Origin of the sequence: Brevibacillus fluminis, from assembly GCF_003710825.1 — a bacterium.
In the GTDB taxonomy this organism is placed as follows: Bacteria; Bacillota; Bacilli; order Brevibacillales; family Brevibacillaceae; genus Brevibacillus_D; species Brevibacillus_D fluminis.
Genome location: NZ_RHHQ01000008.1, coordinates 317,113 through 335,106, shown reverse-complemented (window position 1 = coordinate 335,106; position 17,994 = coordinate 317,113). Strand labels below are relative to the sequence as shown.

General features: G+C 48.3%; 13 protein-coding genes. 12 read left to right on the top strand and 1 reads right to left on the bottom strand.

The window, feature by feature from the left end:
- Positions 1-4 precede the first annotated feature (4 nt).
- The gene (locus EDM56_RS11000) at positions 5-1,156 is read left to right on the top strand and encodes a Ger(x)C family spore germination protein (RefSeq protein WP_122917952.1); all 1,152 of its coding nucleotides are present in this window, start codon (positions 5-7) and stop codon (positions 1,154-1,156) included.
- Here EDM56_RS11000 and EDM56_RS10995 read toward each other — a convergent pair.
- Positions 1,153-2,574 (bottom strand): sigma-54 interaction domain-containing protein, encoded by a 1,422-nt coding sequence (locus EDM56_RS10995; RefSeq protein WP_122917951.1) that lies wholly within the window; start codon positions 2,572-2,574, stop codon positions 1,153-1,155. The genes EDM56_RS11000 and EDM56_RS10995 overlap by 4 nt on opposite strands.
- 397 nt (positions 2,575-2,971) lie before the next feature.
- Here EDM56_RS10995 and EDM56_RS10990 point away from each other — a divergent pair, with 397 nt between their 5' ends.
- The 11 genes from EDM56_RS10990 to pgmB all read left to right on the top strand — a co-directional run bounded on the left by EDM56_RS10990 (position 2,972) and on the right by pgmB (position 17,899).
- Entirely contained in the window at positions 2,972-4,603 is a 1,632-nt protein-coding gene (locus tag EDM56_RS10990) for an amidohydrolase (RefSeq protein WP_122917950.1), read from the top strand.
- A gap of 269 nt (positions 4,604-4,872) precedes the next feature.
- Complete coding sequence (locus EDM56_RS10985) at positions 4,873-5,298, top strand: DUF3237 family protein (RefSeq protein WP_122917949.1); 426 nt, start codon at positions 4,873-4,875, stop codon at positions 5,296-5,298.
- Between the two features lie 38 nt (positions 5,299-5,336).
- On the top strand, positions 5,337-6,158 hold the full coding sequence (locus tag EDM56_RS32080; RefSeq protein WP_122917948.1) for a methyl-accepting chemotaxis protein: 822 nt from the start codon (positions 5,337-5,339) through the stop codon (positions 6,156-6,158).
- A 36-nt stretch (positions 6,159-6,194) separates the two neighbouring features.
- Entirely contained in the window at positions 6,195-7,808 is a 1,614-nt protein-coding gene (locus tag EDM56_RS10975; RefSeq protein ID WP_122917947.1) for an amidohydrolase, read from the top strand.
- A gap of 192 nt (positions 7,809-8,000) precedes the next feature.
- A complete protein-coding gene (locus tag EDM56_RS10970) occupies positions 8,001-9,338 on the top strand; it encodes a glucose-6-phosphate isomerase (RefSeq protein WP_122917946.1) in 1,338 nt (445 codons plus the stop codon).
- Positions 9,339-9,418: 80 nt separating this feature from the next.
- The gene (locus EDM56_RS10965; protein ID WP_122917945.1) at positions 9,419-10,543 is read left to right on the top strand and encodes an alpha/beta hydrolase; all 1,125 of its coding nucleotides are present in this window, start codon (positions 9,419-9,421) and stop codon (positions 10,541-10,543) included.
- A 29-nt stretch (positions 10,544-10,572) separates the two neighbouring features.
- Entirely contained in the window at positions 10,573-13,089 is a 2,517-nt protein-coding gene (locus EDM56_RS10960; protein WP_122917944.1) for a GH39 family glycosyl hydrolase, read from the top strand.
- Between the two features lie 184 nt (positions 13,090-13,273).
- Positions 13,274-14,002 (top strand): histidine phosphatase family protein, encoded by a 729-nt coding sequence (locus EDM56_RS10955; RefSeq protein ID WP_183192391.1) that lies wholly within the window; start codon positions 13,274-13,276, stop codon positions 14,000-14,002.
- Positions 14,003-14,028: 26 nt separating this feature from the next.
- Entirely contained in the window at positions 14,029-15,402 is a 1,374-nt protein-coding gene (locus tag EDM56_RS10950; protein ID WP_183192390.1) for an MFS transporter, read from the top strand.
- Positions 15,403-15,481: 79 nt separating this feature from the next.
- Positions 15,482-17,218, top strand: a complete 1,737-nt coding sequence (locus EDM56_RS10945) for a glycoside hydrolase family 3 protein (protein WP_246009345.1) — start codon at positions 15,482-15,484, stop codon at positions 17,216-17,218.
- A gap of 27 nt (positions 17,219-17,245) precedes the next feature.
- Positions 17,246-17,899, top strand: coding sequence for a beta-phosphoglucomutase (gene pgmB, locus EDM56_RS10940; protein ID WP_122917941.1), 654 nt, complete (start codon positions 17,246-17,248; stop codon positions 17,897-17,899).
- Positions 17,900-17,994: the final 95 nt, after the last annotated feature.

The following is a 17,994-nucleotide window of genomic DNA, read 5'->3' as shown; positions in this document are numbered from 1 at the left end:
CTATATGAACAGACATCCGATTGTCGTTGTTTTGATGATTGTTCTCCTCCTGATCACGATGACAGGATGCTGGGGGAGGGAAGAGTTAAACAACGTTGCTATTATTCATACCGTAGCGGTTGATAAAGAGAAGGGCAACCAGATTCGATTAACCATTGAGATATCCGACTTGGTTTCTCAGAGTCAGACTCAAGGGCCCATCGGTTTAAAAGGAAAGCCTGTTTTTCTCACGGTTACAGGAGAGTCGATATTCGAAGCAGCAAGAAAACTCCGGAACAGCTCCTCGCGCTATTTGATCTGGGGCCATGCGAACGCGCTCATCATCAGCAAGGATTTGGCCAAAGGAGGAATTAGGAAGTACTTTGATGTGCTTATGCGGCAGCGCCATTTTCGCAATACCATGAACGTGTTCATCGCGGAACAGCGGGCTGCAGACCTCCTTGGAACACGTATCCCTCAGCAAGCGTTCATTTCCACTGGGTTAAGAGGGCTAGTCGACGCTCAAAAAACCACAGCGAACACGAAAAAGATGACCCAAATCCAAGTATCGCAAACGTTGATCAATCAATACCATGATTTAACGATACCCGCGGTTCAAATGTTCAAACTGCCAATCTCCAATCAAAAATCGATCCGAACCGTGGGTCTCTTCGCCTTTAAGGGTGATAAGCTCCATTCATACATGGATGCAGGCAAAACCAAATCCTATCTTCGTGCCATCAATGAAGCGAGTGGTGCAGTCGAAACGCTTTCCTGTGAGAAACCAACCGGAAAAATCACCTTTGAAAATACACACAATCATTCAAAAATAAGCAGCGTCCTGAAAGGGAAGGCGCCGCAGCTTACCATTGAGCTGTTCAGCGACTTCAATATCGTAGACGTTCAGTGTGGGACCGAGATCACCACTACAGAAATTGAGAAAATGGAGCAGCGCCTGAATGAAAAATTGAAACAGCAAATGCAAGAATTCATCGTGTATATGCAAAAAAATAATCTTGATCTATTGGGAGTTGGCGAACTGATCCATCGGGAGCATCCGCAAGCTTGGAAAACCATGAAAGCGAAATGGGAGCAAATGTTTCCGCATGTCCAGTTTCGGATCGTGGTGAACAGCCATATTGAGCATACTAGCTTGCTATCGATGAACGCGAATTAAAGATTCATTTCGCTGCGGATTTTGTACTTGCCTAATCGACGCATCAGCGAGGTTTGGGTAATTCCAAGGGCTTTTGCCGTTTTTCGCGTTGTCTTATTTTCTATGAATGCGTGCTCAATAATGCTCTTTTCGACACTTTCGAGAATCTCGCTTAACGTTTTGCCTTCTCTCAAAGACTCGATGGTTTCCGTTTTCATCGTTGTGGTAAGAAAGGAGTGAGGCAAATCGTGAACCGCGATCTCTTCCTCTTTTGCCATGATGACGAGTCGCTCAACCGTATTTTCCAGCTCGCGTATATTGCCCGGCCATTGATATTGTTGAAATACATCGAGCACTTGCTTGGAGAATGTCCGTTTTTGATTGTGCATCTGATTGCTTTTTTTCAGATAGTAGTGAAGTAGAGGTAAAATATCTTCTTTTCGCTTACGTAGCGGTGGAATGGTAACCGGCAAAATATGGAGGCGGTAATACAGATCAGCTCGAAATTTGCCTTCCCGCACCATTTCCTCAATCTCGCGGTTCGTAGCGACGATGATGCGAACATCAGCCTTGAGCAGCTGGGAACCGCCAATGGGCATATAGGTTTTGTCTTGCAGTAATTGAAGCAGCTTGGACTGCAAATGGATCGGAAGTTCACTGATCTCGTCCAAAAAAAGCGTTCCTTTTTCAGCCAGTTTGACCAGCCCTGGTTTGCCAGTTGGATTCGCCCCTGTAAACGCTCCTTTGTGGTAACCAAATATTTCTGATTCGAGCAGTAAATCCGGAATCGCTGCACAATTTAAGTGAACAAATGGATGATTGCGCCGTTCGCTCAAATCGTGAATACGCTTTGCCGCTACGTTTTTCCCAACACCGGTTTCACCTGTTATCAGCACAGTTGAATCAACTCGTGCCACTCTTCCCATGATATCAGCCAGCAGTTCGTGTGCTTTACTTAGCCCGACGTAGGGCTGCGCTTCCTTGGTTAAAATCAGTCGGGTATCCATACTCTTTATTTCTTGCATGTACCGTTTTAATATGGGGCGGATGTCGTCCCAGTGGATCTTGGATACATGATCCACCCAGTTGCTTATATCATTGCCATGCGCCAAACAGTATTTGGGGTTGTCCTCTTCATCAAAAATAATCTCCGCTGCTACTGCCACCTTATTTCCCCCGGTAATCTCTTGCACGGTTGCGACAGATTGTTTGGCGTTTAAAGCCATCTCGATTACGGAAGGAGTAAACGCTCCTTCTTTTTTCATGTGGACGACATTGCCGCCAATCAACTCTACCCTGCTTTTGTTTAATATTTTGCAGCACGCTTGATTCACCCAAATAATCGTTCCGTTTCTGTCACAGATATTAATCCCACTTGAAATGGTATCCATAATTTTTAGAAGATCTTTCGTTTCAATTTGGTCAGGAATGTCGTACATCGTTTGCATCCTCCTTGGAACAGATACCGTTTTCGCACCGCAAACGGTTCAATGGGGAGTGAACCTTGCTACATCAACAAAAAAACCGAACCAAAAACGCTTCAATTGAACCGATTTCCATTCATTATACGACAAAGTAGTTTGAATTTTAAGTAAATACTGGCGACCTTTGCTCGCTTAAGCTATCCATGCAAAGGGGAACGTTGGCATGGGTGTTGCAATTTACATGTTCCCATAGCGGGACCATTACAGTAAGCAAGGAGAGGAGAAATCGTGTACAAAAAAAGTGGAACAGCAAATCAAGAGACGGAATATTCAACCTATTAATTCATAAAACTGAAAACGATGGCCTGAACCAATGAGGTTCAATTTGTTTCAATGAGAGAGGATGATAACGATGTCGATGGAAAACCAGCATCAAGCAGATGTTATTCTTACCAGCAACGCTGTATTCACAGGACTTGCCGATACACCGATGGCTGCAGCGATTGCCATACAGGGCAATAAAATCGTTGCCATTGGCCAAGAGCAAGAACTAGAGTCATGGATCGGCCCACAGACCAAAATTTATCGGTTTGGCGATCAGTTGATTATGCCGGGCTTTCACGATTTTCATCTTCATATCATTATGGGCGCCATTCATCTAGATAGCATCTATCTGCATGACGCACGTTCGGAAGAAGAAGTGGCGGCAATGGTCAAGGAATATGCCGAGTCGCATCCTGATGAAGAGTGGATCATCGGTTTCAGCTGGGATGCGGGATTTTGGCACAAGAAACAGTGGCCTCATCGCTCCTCATTGGATCAAGTGCTGCCTGACCGTCCAGCGATTCTCTTCCACAATGAGGGCCACTACGCTTGGGTGAATAGCAAAGCCTTAGAAGTGATGAATGTCACCAAAGACACGGCAAATCCCCCATTCGGGGTTATCGAAAAGGATGAAAATGGAGTACCGACCGGGATTTTATCCGAGCACGCGATGACATTGATAACTGCAGGAGCCTACAAACTAACCAAGGAAAAGAAACATAGGACCATTACGAATTTCTTGCGGCACGCGGCTTGTCTTGGCGTCACAGCCATGAATGATCTGTATGCGACGGAAGTGTATGAGATTTTGGAGGATTACGAGATTCTCAAAGAATTCGAGGACAAAGGAGAGCTCACCGCACGGATTCATTTGCTGCCGGCTTTGAACAGCGATCTGGATCGGGCGAAGCAGTTGAAAGAAACGTATCAATCAAGCATGCTGAGAGTCGTCGCGCTCAAGCAGTTTATCGATGGAGTGGTGACCGCCTATACGGCACACTTGATTGGACCGTATGCAAACCGGCCGGAAATGTGCGGCGACACCGCTTTTCCTCCAGACGTCATCAAGAAGTGGGTGCGCGACGCAGACCGAGAAGGGTTCAGCATTCGGTTCCACGCCGTCGGCGACGGTGCCGTGCGCTTGGCATTGGACGCTTTTGAAGAGGCGCAGCAGGCGAATGGAAAACGGGATTCCCGCCATTCGATTGAACACATCGAGGTGATTCATCCGGATGACATCCCCCGTTTTCACAAATTGGGCGTGATTGCATCGATTCAACCGGATCATATGTACGCTGCCGATCGTGAAACCTATCTAGCCTGCATCGGGGAGGAGCGGGGCAAATACGCATGGGCGACCGGATCGATCCTAGAAACAGGAGCAAAACTTGTGATCGGTAGCGATTTTCCCATCGTCGGCTTGAATCCGATGACCGAGATCTATCGTGCTGTAACACGCATCGATAACAGCGATGAACAGCAGTGGAATCCGGAGCAGAGCATCTCATTGGCGGATGCGCTAAAAGCGTATACCGTGACCCCAGCATACGGCACCTTCCGCGATCATGAGCTGGGTACGCTGGAAGTTGGCAAACTGGCGGACATTGTCGTTCTTGATCGAAATCTGTTTGCCGTGCCAAGTGAAGAAATTTTAGCGACAACCGTAAAATTGACGATGGTGGATGGAACGATCGTATATGCGGCGGAAGACCTCACGTAACGCAACAATCTTTCAGGAAAAAGACTGACGTCCTCGTTGTCAGTCTTTTTCCGCGCGTTGCGCCGTTTGTTTTCTCCTTTACCATGGACGAAAATCGAAAGCAAATTCGTCACTGGTGGTTGTAGGTTCAAGTTGGTCGTTTTCGTATAATTCTAATAATTGCGCGCCGTTGCCAGCGATTTGCTGGTGTTGGATGCCTATTCGCTTATGCTGGGAGGAGCTTGGCTGACGGTCGGGGATAACACATGTATGGAAAGGGGCAGTAGCCAATGGCGATTGGACTACAATTTTCATTTGAAATTAATGTGGCAATTGAGAGGGCGGTTGTCATAGGAGAAACACCGCTGGGCATCCAGCATATGATCCCCATTACCGGTGGGACGATCGACGGACCGGATTTGAAAGGGGTTGTCTTGCCCGGCGGCGCAGATTGGCTTGTGGCCCGTCCTGACGGGATTGAAGAAGTGAAGGCCGTGTACACGATCGAGACGGTGGATGGGGATAAGATCTATGTGGAAAATCGCGGTTACTATGATGGTGTTTCCAAGGCCGATGTGATTTATTTCCGAACGACCCCGATGTTTCGTGCGTGTGGTGAACAGAACGCCTGGTTGAATCGCACCATCATGGTTGCCGAAGCGGAAGTCGTAGCTGAGGATGAGTTGATTCGGCTCCGTTTTTATAAGGTTACGTAAGATGGGCCATACAGCACCGCTTGAAGGAGGTGGTACCCATGTCACGAAGACTTCAGGATTTGCAAGACAATCTCGCATACATTCAGGCAAGCTATCCAGATGATACATGTTTAGCGTTATTTGATCTGCATCAATTGATCGCCTATCTTCCGGGGAAGGCGTTCAAGCTTAAGGCGCTTGAGATCGGGACGCCACTGGAAAAATTAAAGCACACCGTTTCTTACATGGCGATTACGTCCGAGAAGGTCGTGCGTGAGGAAAAAGGCGCAGAATCGCTTGGAATCCCCTACATCGGAATTGCGGTGCCTGTCTATGAAGATCAAAAGCTCGTTGGGGCACTCACATCGCTATCTTCCACCGAGAGAGTGGACCTTTTCCGGTTTGGGGCCGAAAAATTAGGGACGCTTGTTCAGGAAATGTCATCCTCTTCAAAAGAAATTAAAGGAGCCACGCACCATGCGGCCGAGCGGTTTCAGGCGGTTGCTGCAAAATCCCAAGAGTTTGCCAAAAGCATGAATGAAATCCGCAGCATCCTTGCGTTTATCAAAACCATTTCGACGCAGACCAACCTGTTAGGGTTAAATGCGTCGATCGAGGCCGCGCGGGCGGCAGAACATGGGAGAGGATTCGTGGTCGTTGCCAATGAGATTCGGAAATTGGCGGAGCATAGCAAAAAATCGGTAGACGAGATCGAAGGTCAGCTGCTGCAAATGCAAGAGAGGATCAAAACGCTCAATGAGGGAATTCAGGAGTTGTCCATGCAGTCACGAGAAAATCTCGCGCTGCTTGAGGAATTCACAACCGCTTTTCATCAAGTGTCCGAGATCGCTGCTACGTTGAAGAAACACTCCGTTACTTGACGATGCACATAACGAAAAAAGGAGAAACGAATTGCAATGAAGGAAAAGGCAGATGTCGTTTTATCAAGCCATGCTGTTTTCACCGGCCTTTTGGACGAGCCGCATCCGGCTTCCATTGCCATCAAGGGCAACAAAATCGTGGCAATCGGTTCGGAGGAGCAGATTTTGCCATATATCGGCGGGCAAACGAAGGTGTACGAGTTTGGCAATCAGTTGATCATGCCGGGTTTTCATGATTTTCATTTGCATATGATGTTCGCGGGATTGACGTTAGACAGTGTCAATCTGCATGCGGCGCGATCCGAAGAAGAAGCCGCACAAATGGTTTATGAGTATGCCGAGTCGCGTCCGGATGAACAGTGGATCATCGGGATGCAGTGGGATTTTTCGTTCTGGGAGAACAAGCGATTACCGCGGCGCGAAACGCTCGACCGATTGCTGCCGGACCGCCCGGTTATTTTGTTTCATACCGACGGACACATTGCTTGGGTGAACAACAAGGCATTGGAAATGGCAGATATCGACGAGAGCACCCCTGCTCCTAGCTATGGCAGCTTGGAAAAAGGGGAAAATGGAGAGCTGACCGGCGTTCTCTATGAAAATGCAATTGCGCTTATCACAGACAAGGCGTATAAATTCTCCCGCTATAAAAAGCTGCAGATCATTGCAACGTTTTTCCGCTTGGCGTCTTCCATGGGGATCACGTCCATCCATGACATGTATGCTCCGTTTGATGAGACGCTGCAGGATCCGGGCCTACTGAAAGAATTGGATGAAACGGATAGCCTGCCTCTGCGAATCTATCTGACCTGTGCGTTTCAAGGAAATTTGGAGAGCGCGCGGAACATGCAGCGAGAGTATCGTTCGGATAAGCTGCGATTTGCGGGACTAAAAGGGTTTATTGACGGTGTCGTTATGGGGTATACCGCCTATATGCTGGAGCCGTACACCGATCATCCTGAAACACGCGGGGAGCCTTCCTTTGAACTGGAGACGTTGAAGCAATGGGTGGTCGAAGCGGATCGGGCAGGGTACAGCATACGGTTTCATGCGATCGGCGATGCTGCCGTCCGGCTTGCCTTGGATGCATTTGAGGAGGCGAGAAAAACAAATGGGGACAAAGACACGCGTCATGCGATCGAGCATATCGAAGTCATCCATCCGGATGATATCGCCCGCTTTCACAAGTGTAAGGTCATTGCTTCCATGCAGCCCAGCCATTTGGCTATGTGCGAACGCGAAGCATTTACGGCACGGATCGGCAAAGACCGGGCTGAGCATGTTTTTCCGATCAATCGCTTGAAAGTGACAGATGCGACGCTCGCTTTCGGTACTGATTTTCCCATTGCTGCATCGCTCAATCCGTTGCTGCAAATCTATTCGGCTGTCACAAGAATAGATAACAGCGGCCAACCGGATCGCGTATGGAATCCCGAGGACCGCATCACACTCGCGGAAGCGTTGCGTGCCTATACCTATGGACCGGCGTATGGCAGCTTTCGGGAACGTGAATTGGGCACTCTCGAGGAAGGTAAACTTGCCGATCTGGTTGTATTGGATCGTAATCTATTTGACGGCCCTACTGAGGAATTGCTCCATGCCAAGGTTGGGCTAACTATGGTGGACGGACGTATTGAATATGAAGGATAGGTAGAAGCAGTTGTTTTGCTAGAGAGGGAATGGACCGTCATTTCCTCTCTTTTTTCATACGCTTTTTCCTTGAGCGCGTGTCACGAAAACGCAAAAAACACCCATCAAAAACAGCAACAAAGTCAATGAGAGCGGCAGTTTCATCCCATACAATGTAGAGCGAAAGACACAACTGACGGGAGGGAACGTAAGATGGCGCTATCATTTGATTTTTCCCATGCGTTATCCTTTATGGCGAAAAGTGAAATCGATCACCTGCAAAAATTCGTAACAGTCGCCCACGACCTGATTCACGAAAAACAAGGGCCTGGCTCCGATTTCTTGGGGTGGGTCACATGGCCGTTCGATTGTGAAAAAAACGAACTGGAGCGGATCAAAAAAGCGGCGGAACGCATTCGAAAGGATTCGCAGGCACTTGTTGTCATTGGCATCGGGGGCTCCTATCTGGGGGCGAGGGCGGCGATCGAGGCATTATCGCATTCGTTTCATAATCAACAGAATCATTTGACACACGTGTATTTCGCTGGCCAAAACATGAGCTCGACCTATTTATCCCATTTGCTGGATGTGTTGGACGGAAAAGATATTTCCGTCAATGTCATTTCGAAATCGGGAACCACGACGGAACCGGCGATCGCGTTCCGGTTTTTCCGAGAATACATGGAAAAGAAATACGGGAAGGAAGGCGCCCGAAAACGCATTTATGCGACAACCGATCAAGAAAAAGGGGCGTTAAAAAAGCTGGCTGATGTGGAAGGCTATGAAACCTTCGTGATTCCGGATAATGTAGGGGGCAGGTTTTCCGTCTTAACGGCGGTAGGTCTTTTGCCGATGGCGGTGGCTGGTTTGGACATCGACAGGATGATGCAGGGAGCTCGTGAGGCATCGCTTGCCTATCGCAATCCAGACATGTGGAAGAATGAAAGCTATCAATACGCTGCAGTACGAAACGCTCTCTATCGCAAGGGAAAAACGATTGAATTGCTCGTTTCCTATGAACCTTCCCTGCACTACGTGTCGGAATGGTGGAAGCAGTTGTTTGGCGAAAGCGAAGGCAAAAACCAGAAAGGCCTCTTTCCAGCCTCTGTCGATTATTCAACCGATTTGCATTCCATGGGTCAATATGTTCAGGAAGGTCGGCGTGATCTCATCGAAACAGTGCTGCTGCTCAAGAACCCACCCATTCGGCTGACCATCCAACCGGAGCCTGAGAATGCAGACGGGTTGAATTTTTTGGCAGGCCGGACGATGGACGAGGTCAATCAAAAAGCCTTTCAAGGCACGCTGCTGGCACATGTCGATGGAGGAGTTCCCAACCTCGTCATTAAGATGGACGAGCTGAACGAATATACATTTGGTGAACTGGTGATCTTTTTTGAAAAGGCATGCGGAATAAGTGGCTACTTGCTCGGGGTAAATCCGTTTGATCAGCCGGGCGTGGAAGCCTACAAACGAAACATGTTTGCCTTGCTCGGAAAACCTGGTTTTGAGAAAGAACGGCTTCTGCTGGAGAAGCGCTTCATGCTGTGACTCGTTTCGAGACAGCATGAGATTTTGAATGGAATTGATAGAATGTTCCATACTTTCACTAAGATAGGGGTGTGCGGTTCATGGATCATCAAGAGATGTATCAAAAGCTGGTTTCGCGTTTGAGCGAACGAACCATCGTCAAGCAGCAGGAAGGTTTGGAGGGGATCGTCAAAAAAATCCCAGATTCGGATGCAGAAGGCGAGCTCGACCCTCGAGTTTTTCAAATTCGCAGCGAACAGGCGATCATGCATCAATCTGTTAAAGGGGAAAACGCGATAGAGCAAATCGATTTGGAAAACCAGGAATTTCCCCTCGAAGAATTTCGTGCCATGATGGGGTGGAAAAACAAGGATCTGACCCGTACAAACATCCAAACCACATACAGAACGATAAGCGGGAGCAATGGGCTGATATCCCTGCGGATCTATCGACCGGAAACAAGGGCAAACGAAAGCGTTCCGGCGATCCTCTTTTACCATGGCGGCGGTTTTATCGGCGGATCGGTCGATACGGTAGAAAATCCATGCAAAGCGCTGGCTGAAAAAGCCGGTGCCGTCGTCATCTCCGTCGATTACCGGCTTGCCCCGGAGCATCCATTCCCGAGTGGGCTGATGGATTGTTATGATACCGTACAGTGGGTGCATCAGCATGCCCAAGAGATACAGGTCAATCCTAGTCAAATTGCGGTTTGCGGGGATAGCGCGGGCGGCAACCTGGCTACGGTTTGCGCCATGATGGACAGGGATGCAGGAGCTGGCATCATCAAGTATCAGGCGTTAATTTATCCAACCGTCAATATGGGAAAAATCGAAACGGACGATTTTCGCTGGGACATCGAGCACTACCAAATCAGCAATCACCGGGACCTGATCAGATCAGCAATCGGCGAAATCGGCCAGTCCGGCGAGTGGCTGGAAAAGCTTTATTTGCAAAGCAAGACCGAAGTCACGAATCCCCATGTGTCCCCGCTGATAGCGGACGATCTAAGCGGTATGCCGGAAACGCTGATCATCACGGCGGAGTTCGACTATTTACGGCTGGAATGCGAAGCCTATGCAAGAAAGCTGTCCCGCTCCGGTGTCCGAACCAAACTCATTCAGTACAATGGCATGGATCATGCATTTATTGATAAGCTAGGAATTTACCCGCAGGCAGAGGATTGCATGGGCGAAATCGCGCTCGAAATCAAAAGGCGCTTTTCCTAAGCGAAGTCATCGTTGCATGGAGGGATTGAATGCAGGGCAATTATGAACTGATTGAGTATCAAGTCGGTCTCCCCGTCCGGATTTTTGTTCATCGCGTAAACGAAGTCGAACTTCACTGGCATAATGAATTGGAGATTATTTTTGTCCTGAAGGGGACTGTCAGCATGAAGGTGGGACAAGATCATTACGTGCTCAAGGAGAAGGACATTCTATTAATCAATCGCAATGAAGTGCACAGCACGTATCAAACGGGAGAAGATAATCTTTTACTAGCATTTCAAATCAATTCCAAGTTTTGCAGCTCATATTATCCGGAACTCGGAAAAATGGCGTTTGACGTCAAATCGTTTCTTATCGATGATCACAACCAAGAGCGTTTTGACAAAATCAGGCACTATTTGGCCAACATGATGTGGGTATTGAACAAAAAGATCGAGGGAACGCCCTTTCAGCTTGTCATTCTGGTCAATTCTCTACTGCAGCACTTGGTTCAGTATTTCAATCCTACATTCATTGATGACGGCAATGTGAAGAGCCGCAAGAAAAATCTCGAGCGATTGGATCGCATCATCAAGTATGTCGATGAACATTATGCGCAAAAAATATCGTTGCAGGAAATCTCGAACCAGGAATATTTGAGCGTTTATTATTTGTCTCATTTTTTCAAAGATCATGTGGGCATATCCTTTCAAGAGTATGTGGTCCAAAAAAGATTGCAAATGTCAGTGGAGTTATTGCTTCACAGCGACAAAACGATCACGGAAATCGCCGCGAACTGCGGTTTTTCCGACAGCAAGCTTTTTTACAAGCACTTTAAGAAGAAATACAAATGCAAACCGCTTGAATATAAACAACTGCACAGCGAGAAAGCGCACCATCAGGAGGAGGGGGCGCCTCCGCGAAAAGGGTATCTGGATATCGAGCATACGGCGATCTTTGAAAACTTGTTCGCGTACCAGCAAATGGAGGTGGAAGGGCCGTTCCATGCCTCTTTGCCCCCGGAAGAGAAAAGCGTTGTCGTCCACCTGAAGTTAGAGGGCAAGCCTTTTGCGCATTATTGGAGAAAGCTTGTCACGTTTGGCCGGGCTGCTGAAGGGATGCGTGAAAATCTGCGCAACCAGCTTCGGGAGATCCAAAAGGAGATCGGTTTCGAGTATGTTCGGTTCCATGGCATCTTCAACGATGACATGATGGTATGCAACCGCAATGCGCAAGGGGAAATCGTCTACAATTGGACATACGTCGATCAATTGTTTGATTTTTTGCAGGAAATCGGCATGAAGCCCTTTTTGGAGCTGAGCTTCATGCCTTCCGAATTGAAAAAGAGCGATGAAACGGTTTTTTGGTGGAGAGGAAACATTTCTCCCCCTGCGGATATGCAGCAATGGACAGCACTGGTAACCGCACTGATCAAACATTGTGTGAATCGGTACGGGATGAAAGAAGTGCGGAGCTGGTATTTCGAGGTTTGGAATGAACCCGACTATGAAGGGATCTTTTGGGGGGGCAGCAAGGAGGAGTACTTTGAGCTTTACAAACAAACGGCAACGGCCATTCATGCGATCTCGACACAATTTCGGGTAGGGGGGCCTGGGATCGCCTTTCCCTCGCAGCTGGGATGGATGAAGGATTTTTTGCACCACTGCGATTCCCATCAGGTCCCATTGGATTTCATCTCGTACCATATTTATTGCGAGCACGATGATAGGGAAGACGGTATCATCGAAACGTCAGGCATGTTTGATGAGATGATGCGGGATTCCTACGGTTCGCACTATTGCGGCCGACACCATACCAGTGAGCTGGCGAAACGGATGAAGGAGACAATCGGAGCTTCGTCAGCCAAAACATTGGAGCTGCACACGACGGAATGGAACGTTTCCCATTCCAGTCGGAATCTGATTCAAGATACGGCATTTATGGCACCTTTCATCATCAGCAACGTTTTGAAGTCGGTGGATGCGGTCGATTCGTTGGGCTATTGGACTTGTTCCGATATTTTTGAAGAGTTTAAAGCCGGCTTGAGTCCTTTCCACGGCGGCTTCGGTTTGATGAATCACGATGGCATCAAGAAATCATCGTATTTTGCTTACTATCTCTTATCCAAACTGGGCGAAGAGCTGTTGGAGCAAGGCGAGGATTATATTGTCACGAAGCGGAATGGCGATATCCAGATTTTGGCCTATCACTATGTATACTTTGATTATTTTTTCCGCAACGGTGACCAAACAGGCTTAAGCCAAACTGAACGATATTCGGTGTATGAAGAATGCCCGCCAAAGAGGATCAAAATCCGATTGAAGGGGCTTCAAGGGACGTATCGGGTTACGACATACGTATTGAATCGGGAGCATGGATCTGCCTTTGATGAATGGGTTCGCATGGGTGCGCCAGCAGAGTTGACCGGGGAGTTTGTTTCCTATCTCAAGAAAAAAGCATATCCGCAGATGAACATGGTTGTTTTGCACGACTCCGAGGAATTTGAGACGATCGTTCAACTCCCTGCACACGGTGTCGAATTAATCGTTTTGGAACAAGTGATATAAAAGTTGAGAATGGATGGCGGGCACGAGCTTCGGGAGTGAAACCGAAGCTTGTTTTTTTTCGGCTGGTTGGCAAACCCGCAAATAACCCCTATAAAAGACAGCAACATAGTCAATGAGCAAGCCAGGCGAATTTTATACAATCAAGTTGCAAACGCTTGCATACGAGCCGGAAGGGGGAATCGTTTTGAAGAGAAAGAAATGGGCAGGACTGCTGCTTGCGATTGTCATGGTAGTGGCAGGCTGCAGCCAAGCAAGCAGTACAGGCGGGCAATCCGAAGAAGGGCAGCAAGGGGACAAACCGCTCACGCTTTATTTTGCGCGGCATGGTGAAACGCTTTTCAACAAGCAGGGGCGCATGCAGGGATGGTCAGATTCGCCTTTAACGGAAAAGGGAAAGGAAACCGCCATTCATTTGGGCAAAGGGCTGGCAGACATCTCCTTCGTCGCCGCATACAGCAGCACGAGCGAACGGGCGATTGATACGGCACAGTACCTTTTGGACGGAAGGTCTGTGCCGCTCATCACGGACAAAAATTTGCGGGAAATGAATTTTGGCGAATGGGAAGCGGAAAGCGCCGAAAAAATCATGGAACAATACCCAGCCATTTGGGAGTTTGATCCAAGCTTCAAAAGCCCTGTCGGTGGAGAGAGCATTCCAGAGCTGCTGAAACGCACCCAAACAGCGGTCGAGCGGATCATACGCGAGAATAAAGCAAAAGGTGGCAATGTGCTCGTCGTTACACATGGACTGGCGACTATGAACTTCATTTACCATCTTGATCCCAGAAGCATCAGCATCGATGGACCATTGCCAAACGGAAGCGTAACGACCGTGGAATGGAAAGACGGGGCGTTGAAAGTGCTGAAGGTCGGGGACGAAAGCTATATCAAAAAAGGCGAACAACAAAAATAATCTTGTCAGAGGAAAGAGGTGGAGCAATGGAAATTGATGTAAAGGCAGCAGCGAATACACAGGGAGCCATCCCCAAATTGTCATGGCTAGAGCGAATCGGATATGGCGTAGGGGACTTGTCTTCGAATTTAATCTTCCAGATGACGTCCAATTTTTTGATGTTTTTTTATACGGATGTCTATGGAATCGGTCCAGAAGTCGTCGCTACGCTCTTTTTTGTTACGAAAGTGTGGGACGCGATCTTTGATTTGGTACTCGGCTCGCTGATCGACAAGACGAAAAGCAGATGGGGAAAGGCCCGGCCCTATTTATTGTACGGCACTCCTGCGTTTATCATTTCCGGGATTCTCTGCTTTTCAACCCCAGATTTAGATGAAACGGGGAAAATCATCTATGCCTACATCACCTATTTTGTTTTGGGAATGGCCTATTCCTTGGTGAACATCCCGTACTCAACGCTCACGGCGAGGATGACGCAAGATTTTCAGGAGAGGTCTTTACTGTCATCCGTACGCATGGTGTTTGCGATGCTCGGCGGTGTGATCATCTCTGCGCTTACGATGCCATTGGTCGACATGCTGGGAGGAGGAAACCCGGCGAAAGGCTGGCAATGGACGATGGTCATCTTCTCCATTGTGGGCGGCGTTCTTTATTTGATGTGCTTTATGACGACGAAGGAAAGGGTGGTCGTCAAAGAGGAAAAATATCGTTTGGCTGACATCCTCAGATCCATTTTTAAAAACAAGCCGTTTTTATCCGTTTCCTTCTCTTTTATGTTTGGGCTGGCCGCTTTCGGCATTCAGATGGCAGTGGTCATCTATTATTTCAAGTATTACATCGGCAGGGAAGAATTGGTTACCCCGTTCTTTACGATTACCAGCGTTGCGTCGATACTCGGGCCAATGTTTACTCCCTATCTCTCCAAGAAAATGGGGAAACGAAATGCCTCGATCTTTGGCGGTGCCATCTCAGCCATCGCTTCTGCGATTTCCTACTATGGCGGGCCATCCAATGTTGAAATCGTGTTCATTTCCAACACCATTTCCAGCATCTTCTCCATGGTTCCGATTGCGATCGGGTGGGGGATGTGTGCAGATACCATCGAGTATGCGGAATGGAAGTCAGGTGTTCGTGCGGAAGGCATTTTGTACGCTTCTTTCAGCTTTTTGCAAAAGGTGGCGATGGCAGTTGGCAGCTCGGTAGCGGCAGTCATTTTGGCGAACACAGGCTATGTGGCCGATGCGGCGCAAACTCCGCAGGCATTGGAAGGCATACGAAATATGATGACGCTGATTCCAGCTGCACTTTCGGTTCTGTCCGTCATTGCTATCATGTTCTACACGCTGAATGAGGAGAAATACAAGCAAATTCTCACGGAGCTGAAATCGAGGAATCAATAAGAACGCCGTGTTCGTGCGCGGTGATTTTTCGGAATAAAGAAAACATTGCGTGAATGGAAAGAGAAAGGTGAAGAAAACAATGGATCAGATGAGACCGATCGACTATAAAGGAAATCCGTATTTTTTAACTGAGGAAGACATCGAATGGGTCGAGCAAACCTTGGCGGATATGAAGGTAGAAGAAAAAGTCGGGCAGCTTTTTTGTCTGGAGGGCGGGGATGTCCATGACGAAAGAGACCTGCAAAAACTGCTGGAAGAAATCAAGCCCGGGGGTGTGATGTACAGACCAGGTGCCGCTGCACAGCTCCAAAAAACGCACCGTTATCTGCAGGATTATTCCTCGGTACCCCTGTTGATTGCGGCCAATTTGGAAGCGGGCGGAAATGGCATTGCCCAGGAAGGCACTTATTTTGGCAAGCAGATGCAGGTGGCGGCTACCGACGATGAAGACATGGCCTATAAATTGGGGATTGTCGCAGGAAGAGAAGGAAGGGCTGTCGGCTGCAATTGGGCGTTTGCGCCTGTCATCGATATTGATGTGAATTACGTCAACCCGATTACCAATACGCGCACGTTTGGTTCCGATCCAAAGCGGGTTCTCCGAATGGCACAGGCCTATATGAAAGGGATTCACGAAGTGGGATTGGCTGTCTCCATCAAACACTGGCCCGGGGATGGCATTGATGCGCGCGATCAGCACCTGCATCCGACGGTTAATTCATTGTCATGCGAGGAGTGGGATGAAACATTTGGGAACGTGTACGAGAGGATGATCGAAGCCGGTGCGCACACCGTGATGGCCGGGCACATCATGCTGCCGGCATACTCGCGAAAATTGCGGGACGGCATAAAAAATGAAGCGCTTCTGCCCGCTTCGCTCGCCCCCGAATTGTTGAACCAGCTGCTGCGAAACCAGTTAGGCTTCAACGGCATGATCGTTACAGATGCTTCTGTCATGGGCGGCATGATGATGGTAGGCAGACGGGAGGAGACGGTTCCAGGCTCGATTGCCGCTGGATGCGATATGTTTCTTTTCGTGAAAAATTTGCAGGAAGACTTCTCCTTCATGATGAAGGGCGTTGAAAAAGGGATCATTTCCCCCGAAAGATTGGATGATGCCGTCCGAAGAATTTTGGCGACGAAGGCATCGTTGAAGCTGCACCAGCAAAAAAAGGCAGGGACATTGGTCCCGGGTGCCTCGGCATTGGACCTCTTGCAGTGTGAAGAACACCAATTGTGGGCGAAAGAATGCGCTGACAAATCCGTGACGCTGGTGAAGGATACACAGCAGCTTTTGCCGCTTACACTGGATTCCCATAAACGAATTTTGTTGTTCGTAAAAGGGGATAACTCGGAAGGCGCGATTGCCCATAAAAAGCCAGTCAGCCAAGCATTCGCCAGCGCCTTGGAAAAAGAAGGTTTTATCATTACAAAATTTAATACGAACAAGAGCTACGATGAGATTGACGAATATTGGATGGAATCGACTGAAGCGTTTAAGCAGAAGCATGATCTCATCATCTATTTTTCCAATCTGGAAACGTACAGCAACCAGACCGTCGTTCGGCTGGAGTGGCAAAATCCGTTCGGCTTTGATATGCCGTGGTTTATCGAGGAAATTCCCACGATGTTTATTTCTGTCGCCAACCCGTATCATTTGCAGGATGTGCCGAGGATCAAAACATTTATCAATGGATACTCGTCCGGAAATGAATATGTCATTCAGGCCATCGTCGATAAGCTGTTGGGCAAATCAGCCTTTACGGGGATCAACCCGATCGATCCGTTTTGTGGCTATTGGGACGCAACTCTTTAATTCCAGACAAGCGGGGGAAAACACGACATGGAGAACGGAAGGAAATTCACGGCAGCGCTATTCGATCTGGATGGTGTCATCGTCGACACTGCCAACTATCATTATCTGGCATGGAAAACGGTCGCTGATGAACTGGGCATTGAGTTCTCGGAAAAAGATAATGAGCGATTAAAAGGCGTCAGCCGAATGGAATCGCTGGCCATTTTACTGGAAATCGGATGTTTACAGTGCGATGAAGCGACCAAAATCGCGCTCGCAGAGAAAAAAAACAAAACGTATGTGACATACATCGAACAAATGGATGCAGGGGAGCTGCTGCCCGGCGTTCGTGACTACATCGTCAAGCTCAGGAGAAGGGGCGTAAAAATCGCGCTGTGTTCAGCCAGTAAAAACGCTCCGCTGATCCTGCAGCGCATGCAAGTGGAAGATTTGTTCGATGTGGTTATCGACGGCAACAGAGTGGAAAAGGCCAAGCCCGATCCCGAAGTCTTTCTAGAGGGGGCAAGGGCCCTTGGAGTCGAACAGCAGGATTGCGTCGTTTTTGAGGATGCAAAGGCGGGTGTGCAAGCAGCTAAAGCAGCGGGGATGTACGTGGTAGGGATTGGCCAAGAGGAGCATTTGCGGGAAGCGGACATCGTGGTGAACAGAGTGGACCATGCTGAGATGGAGAAGTTTTTTTGATAAAGCTGCCCTTCATCTCCTACATGACGGGGGAAGATGAAGGGGTTTTTCGTTAACCGTGTACGTATGATTGCCTTTGTCTTCATTGCTATAAT

What these genes read in the sequence shown, in the direction of transcription:
- EDM56_RS11000 (WP_122917952.1), top strand. Translation starts at nt 5, where the DNA reads ATGAACAGACATCCGATTGTCGTTGTTTTGATGATTGTTCTCCTCCTG.
- EDM56_RS10995 (WP_122917951.1), bottom strand. Translation starts at nt 2,574, where the DNA reads ATGTACGACATTCCTGACCAAATTGAAACGAAAGATCTTCTAAAAATT.
- EDM56_RS10990 (WP_122917950.1), top strand. Translation starts at nt 2,972, where the DNA reads ATGTCGATGGAAAACCAGCATCAAGCAGATGTTATTCTTACCAGCAAC.
- EDM56_RS10985 (WP_122917949.1), top strand. Translation starts at nt 4,873, where the DNA reads ATGGCGATTGGACTACAATTTTCATTTGAAATTAATGTGGCAATTGAG.
- EDM56_RS32080 (WP_122917948.1), top strand. Translation starts at nt 5,337, where the DNA reads ATGTCACGAAGACTTCAGGATTTGCAAGACAATCTCGCATACATTCAG.
- EDM56_RS10975 (WP_122917947.1), top strand. Translation starts at nt 6,195, where the DNA reads ATGAAGGAAAAGGCAGATGTCGTTTTATCAAGCCATGCTGTTTTCACC.
- EDM56_RS10970 (WP_122917946.1), top strand. Translation starts at nt 8,001, where the DNA reads ATGGCGCTATCATTTGATTTTTCCCATGCGTTATCCTTTATGGCGAAA.
- EDM56_RS10965 (WP_122917945.1), top strand. Translation starts at nt 9,419, where the DNA reads ATGGATCATCAAGAGATGTATCAAAAGCTGGTTTCGCGTTTGAGCGAA.
- EDM56_RS10960 (WP_122917944.1), top strand. Translation starts at nt 10,573, where the DNA reads ATGCAGGGCAATTATGAACTGATTGAGTATCAAGTCGGTCTCCCCGTC.
- EDM56_RS10950 (WP_183192390.1), top strand. Translation starts at nt 14,029, where the DNA reads ATGGAAATTGATGTAAAGGCAGCAGCGAATACACAGGGAGCCATCCCC.
- EDM56_RS10945 (WP_246009345.1), top strand. Translation starts at nt 15,482, where the DNA reads ATGGATCAGATGAGACCGATCGACTATAAAGGAAATCCGTATTTTTTA.
- pgmB (WP_122917941.1), top strand. Translation starts at nt 17,246, where the DNA reads ATGGAGAACGGAAGGAAATTCACGGCAGCGCTATTCGATCTGGATGGT.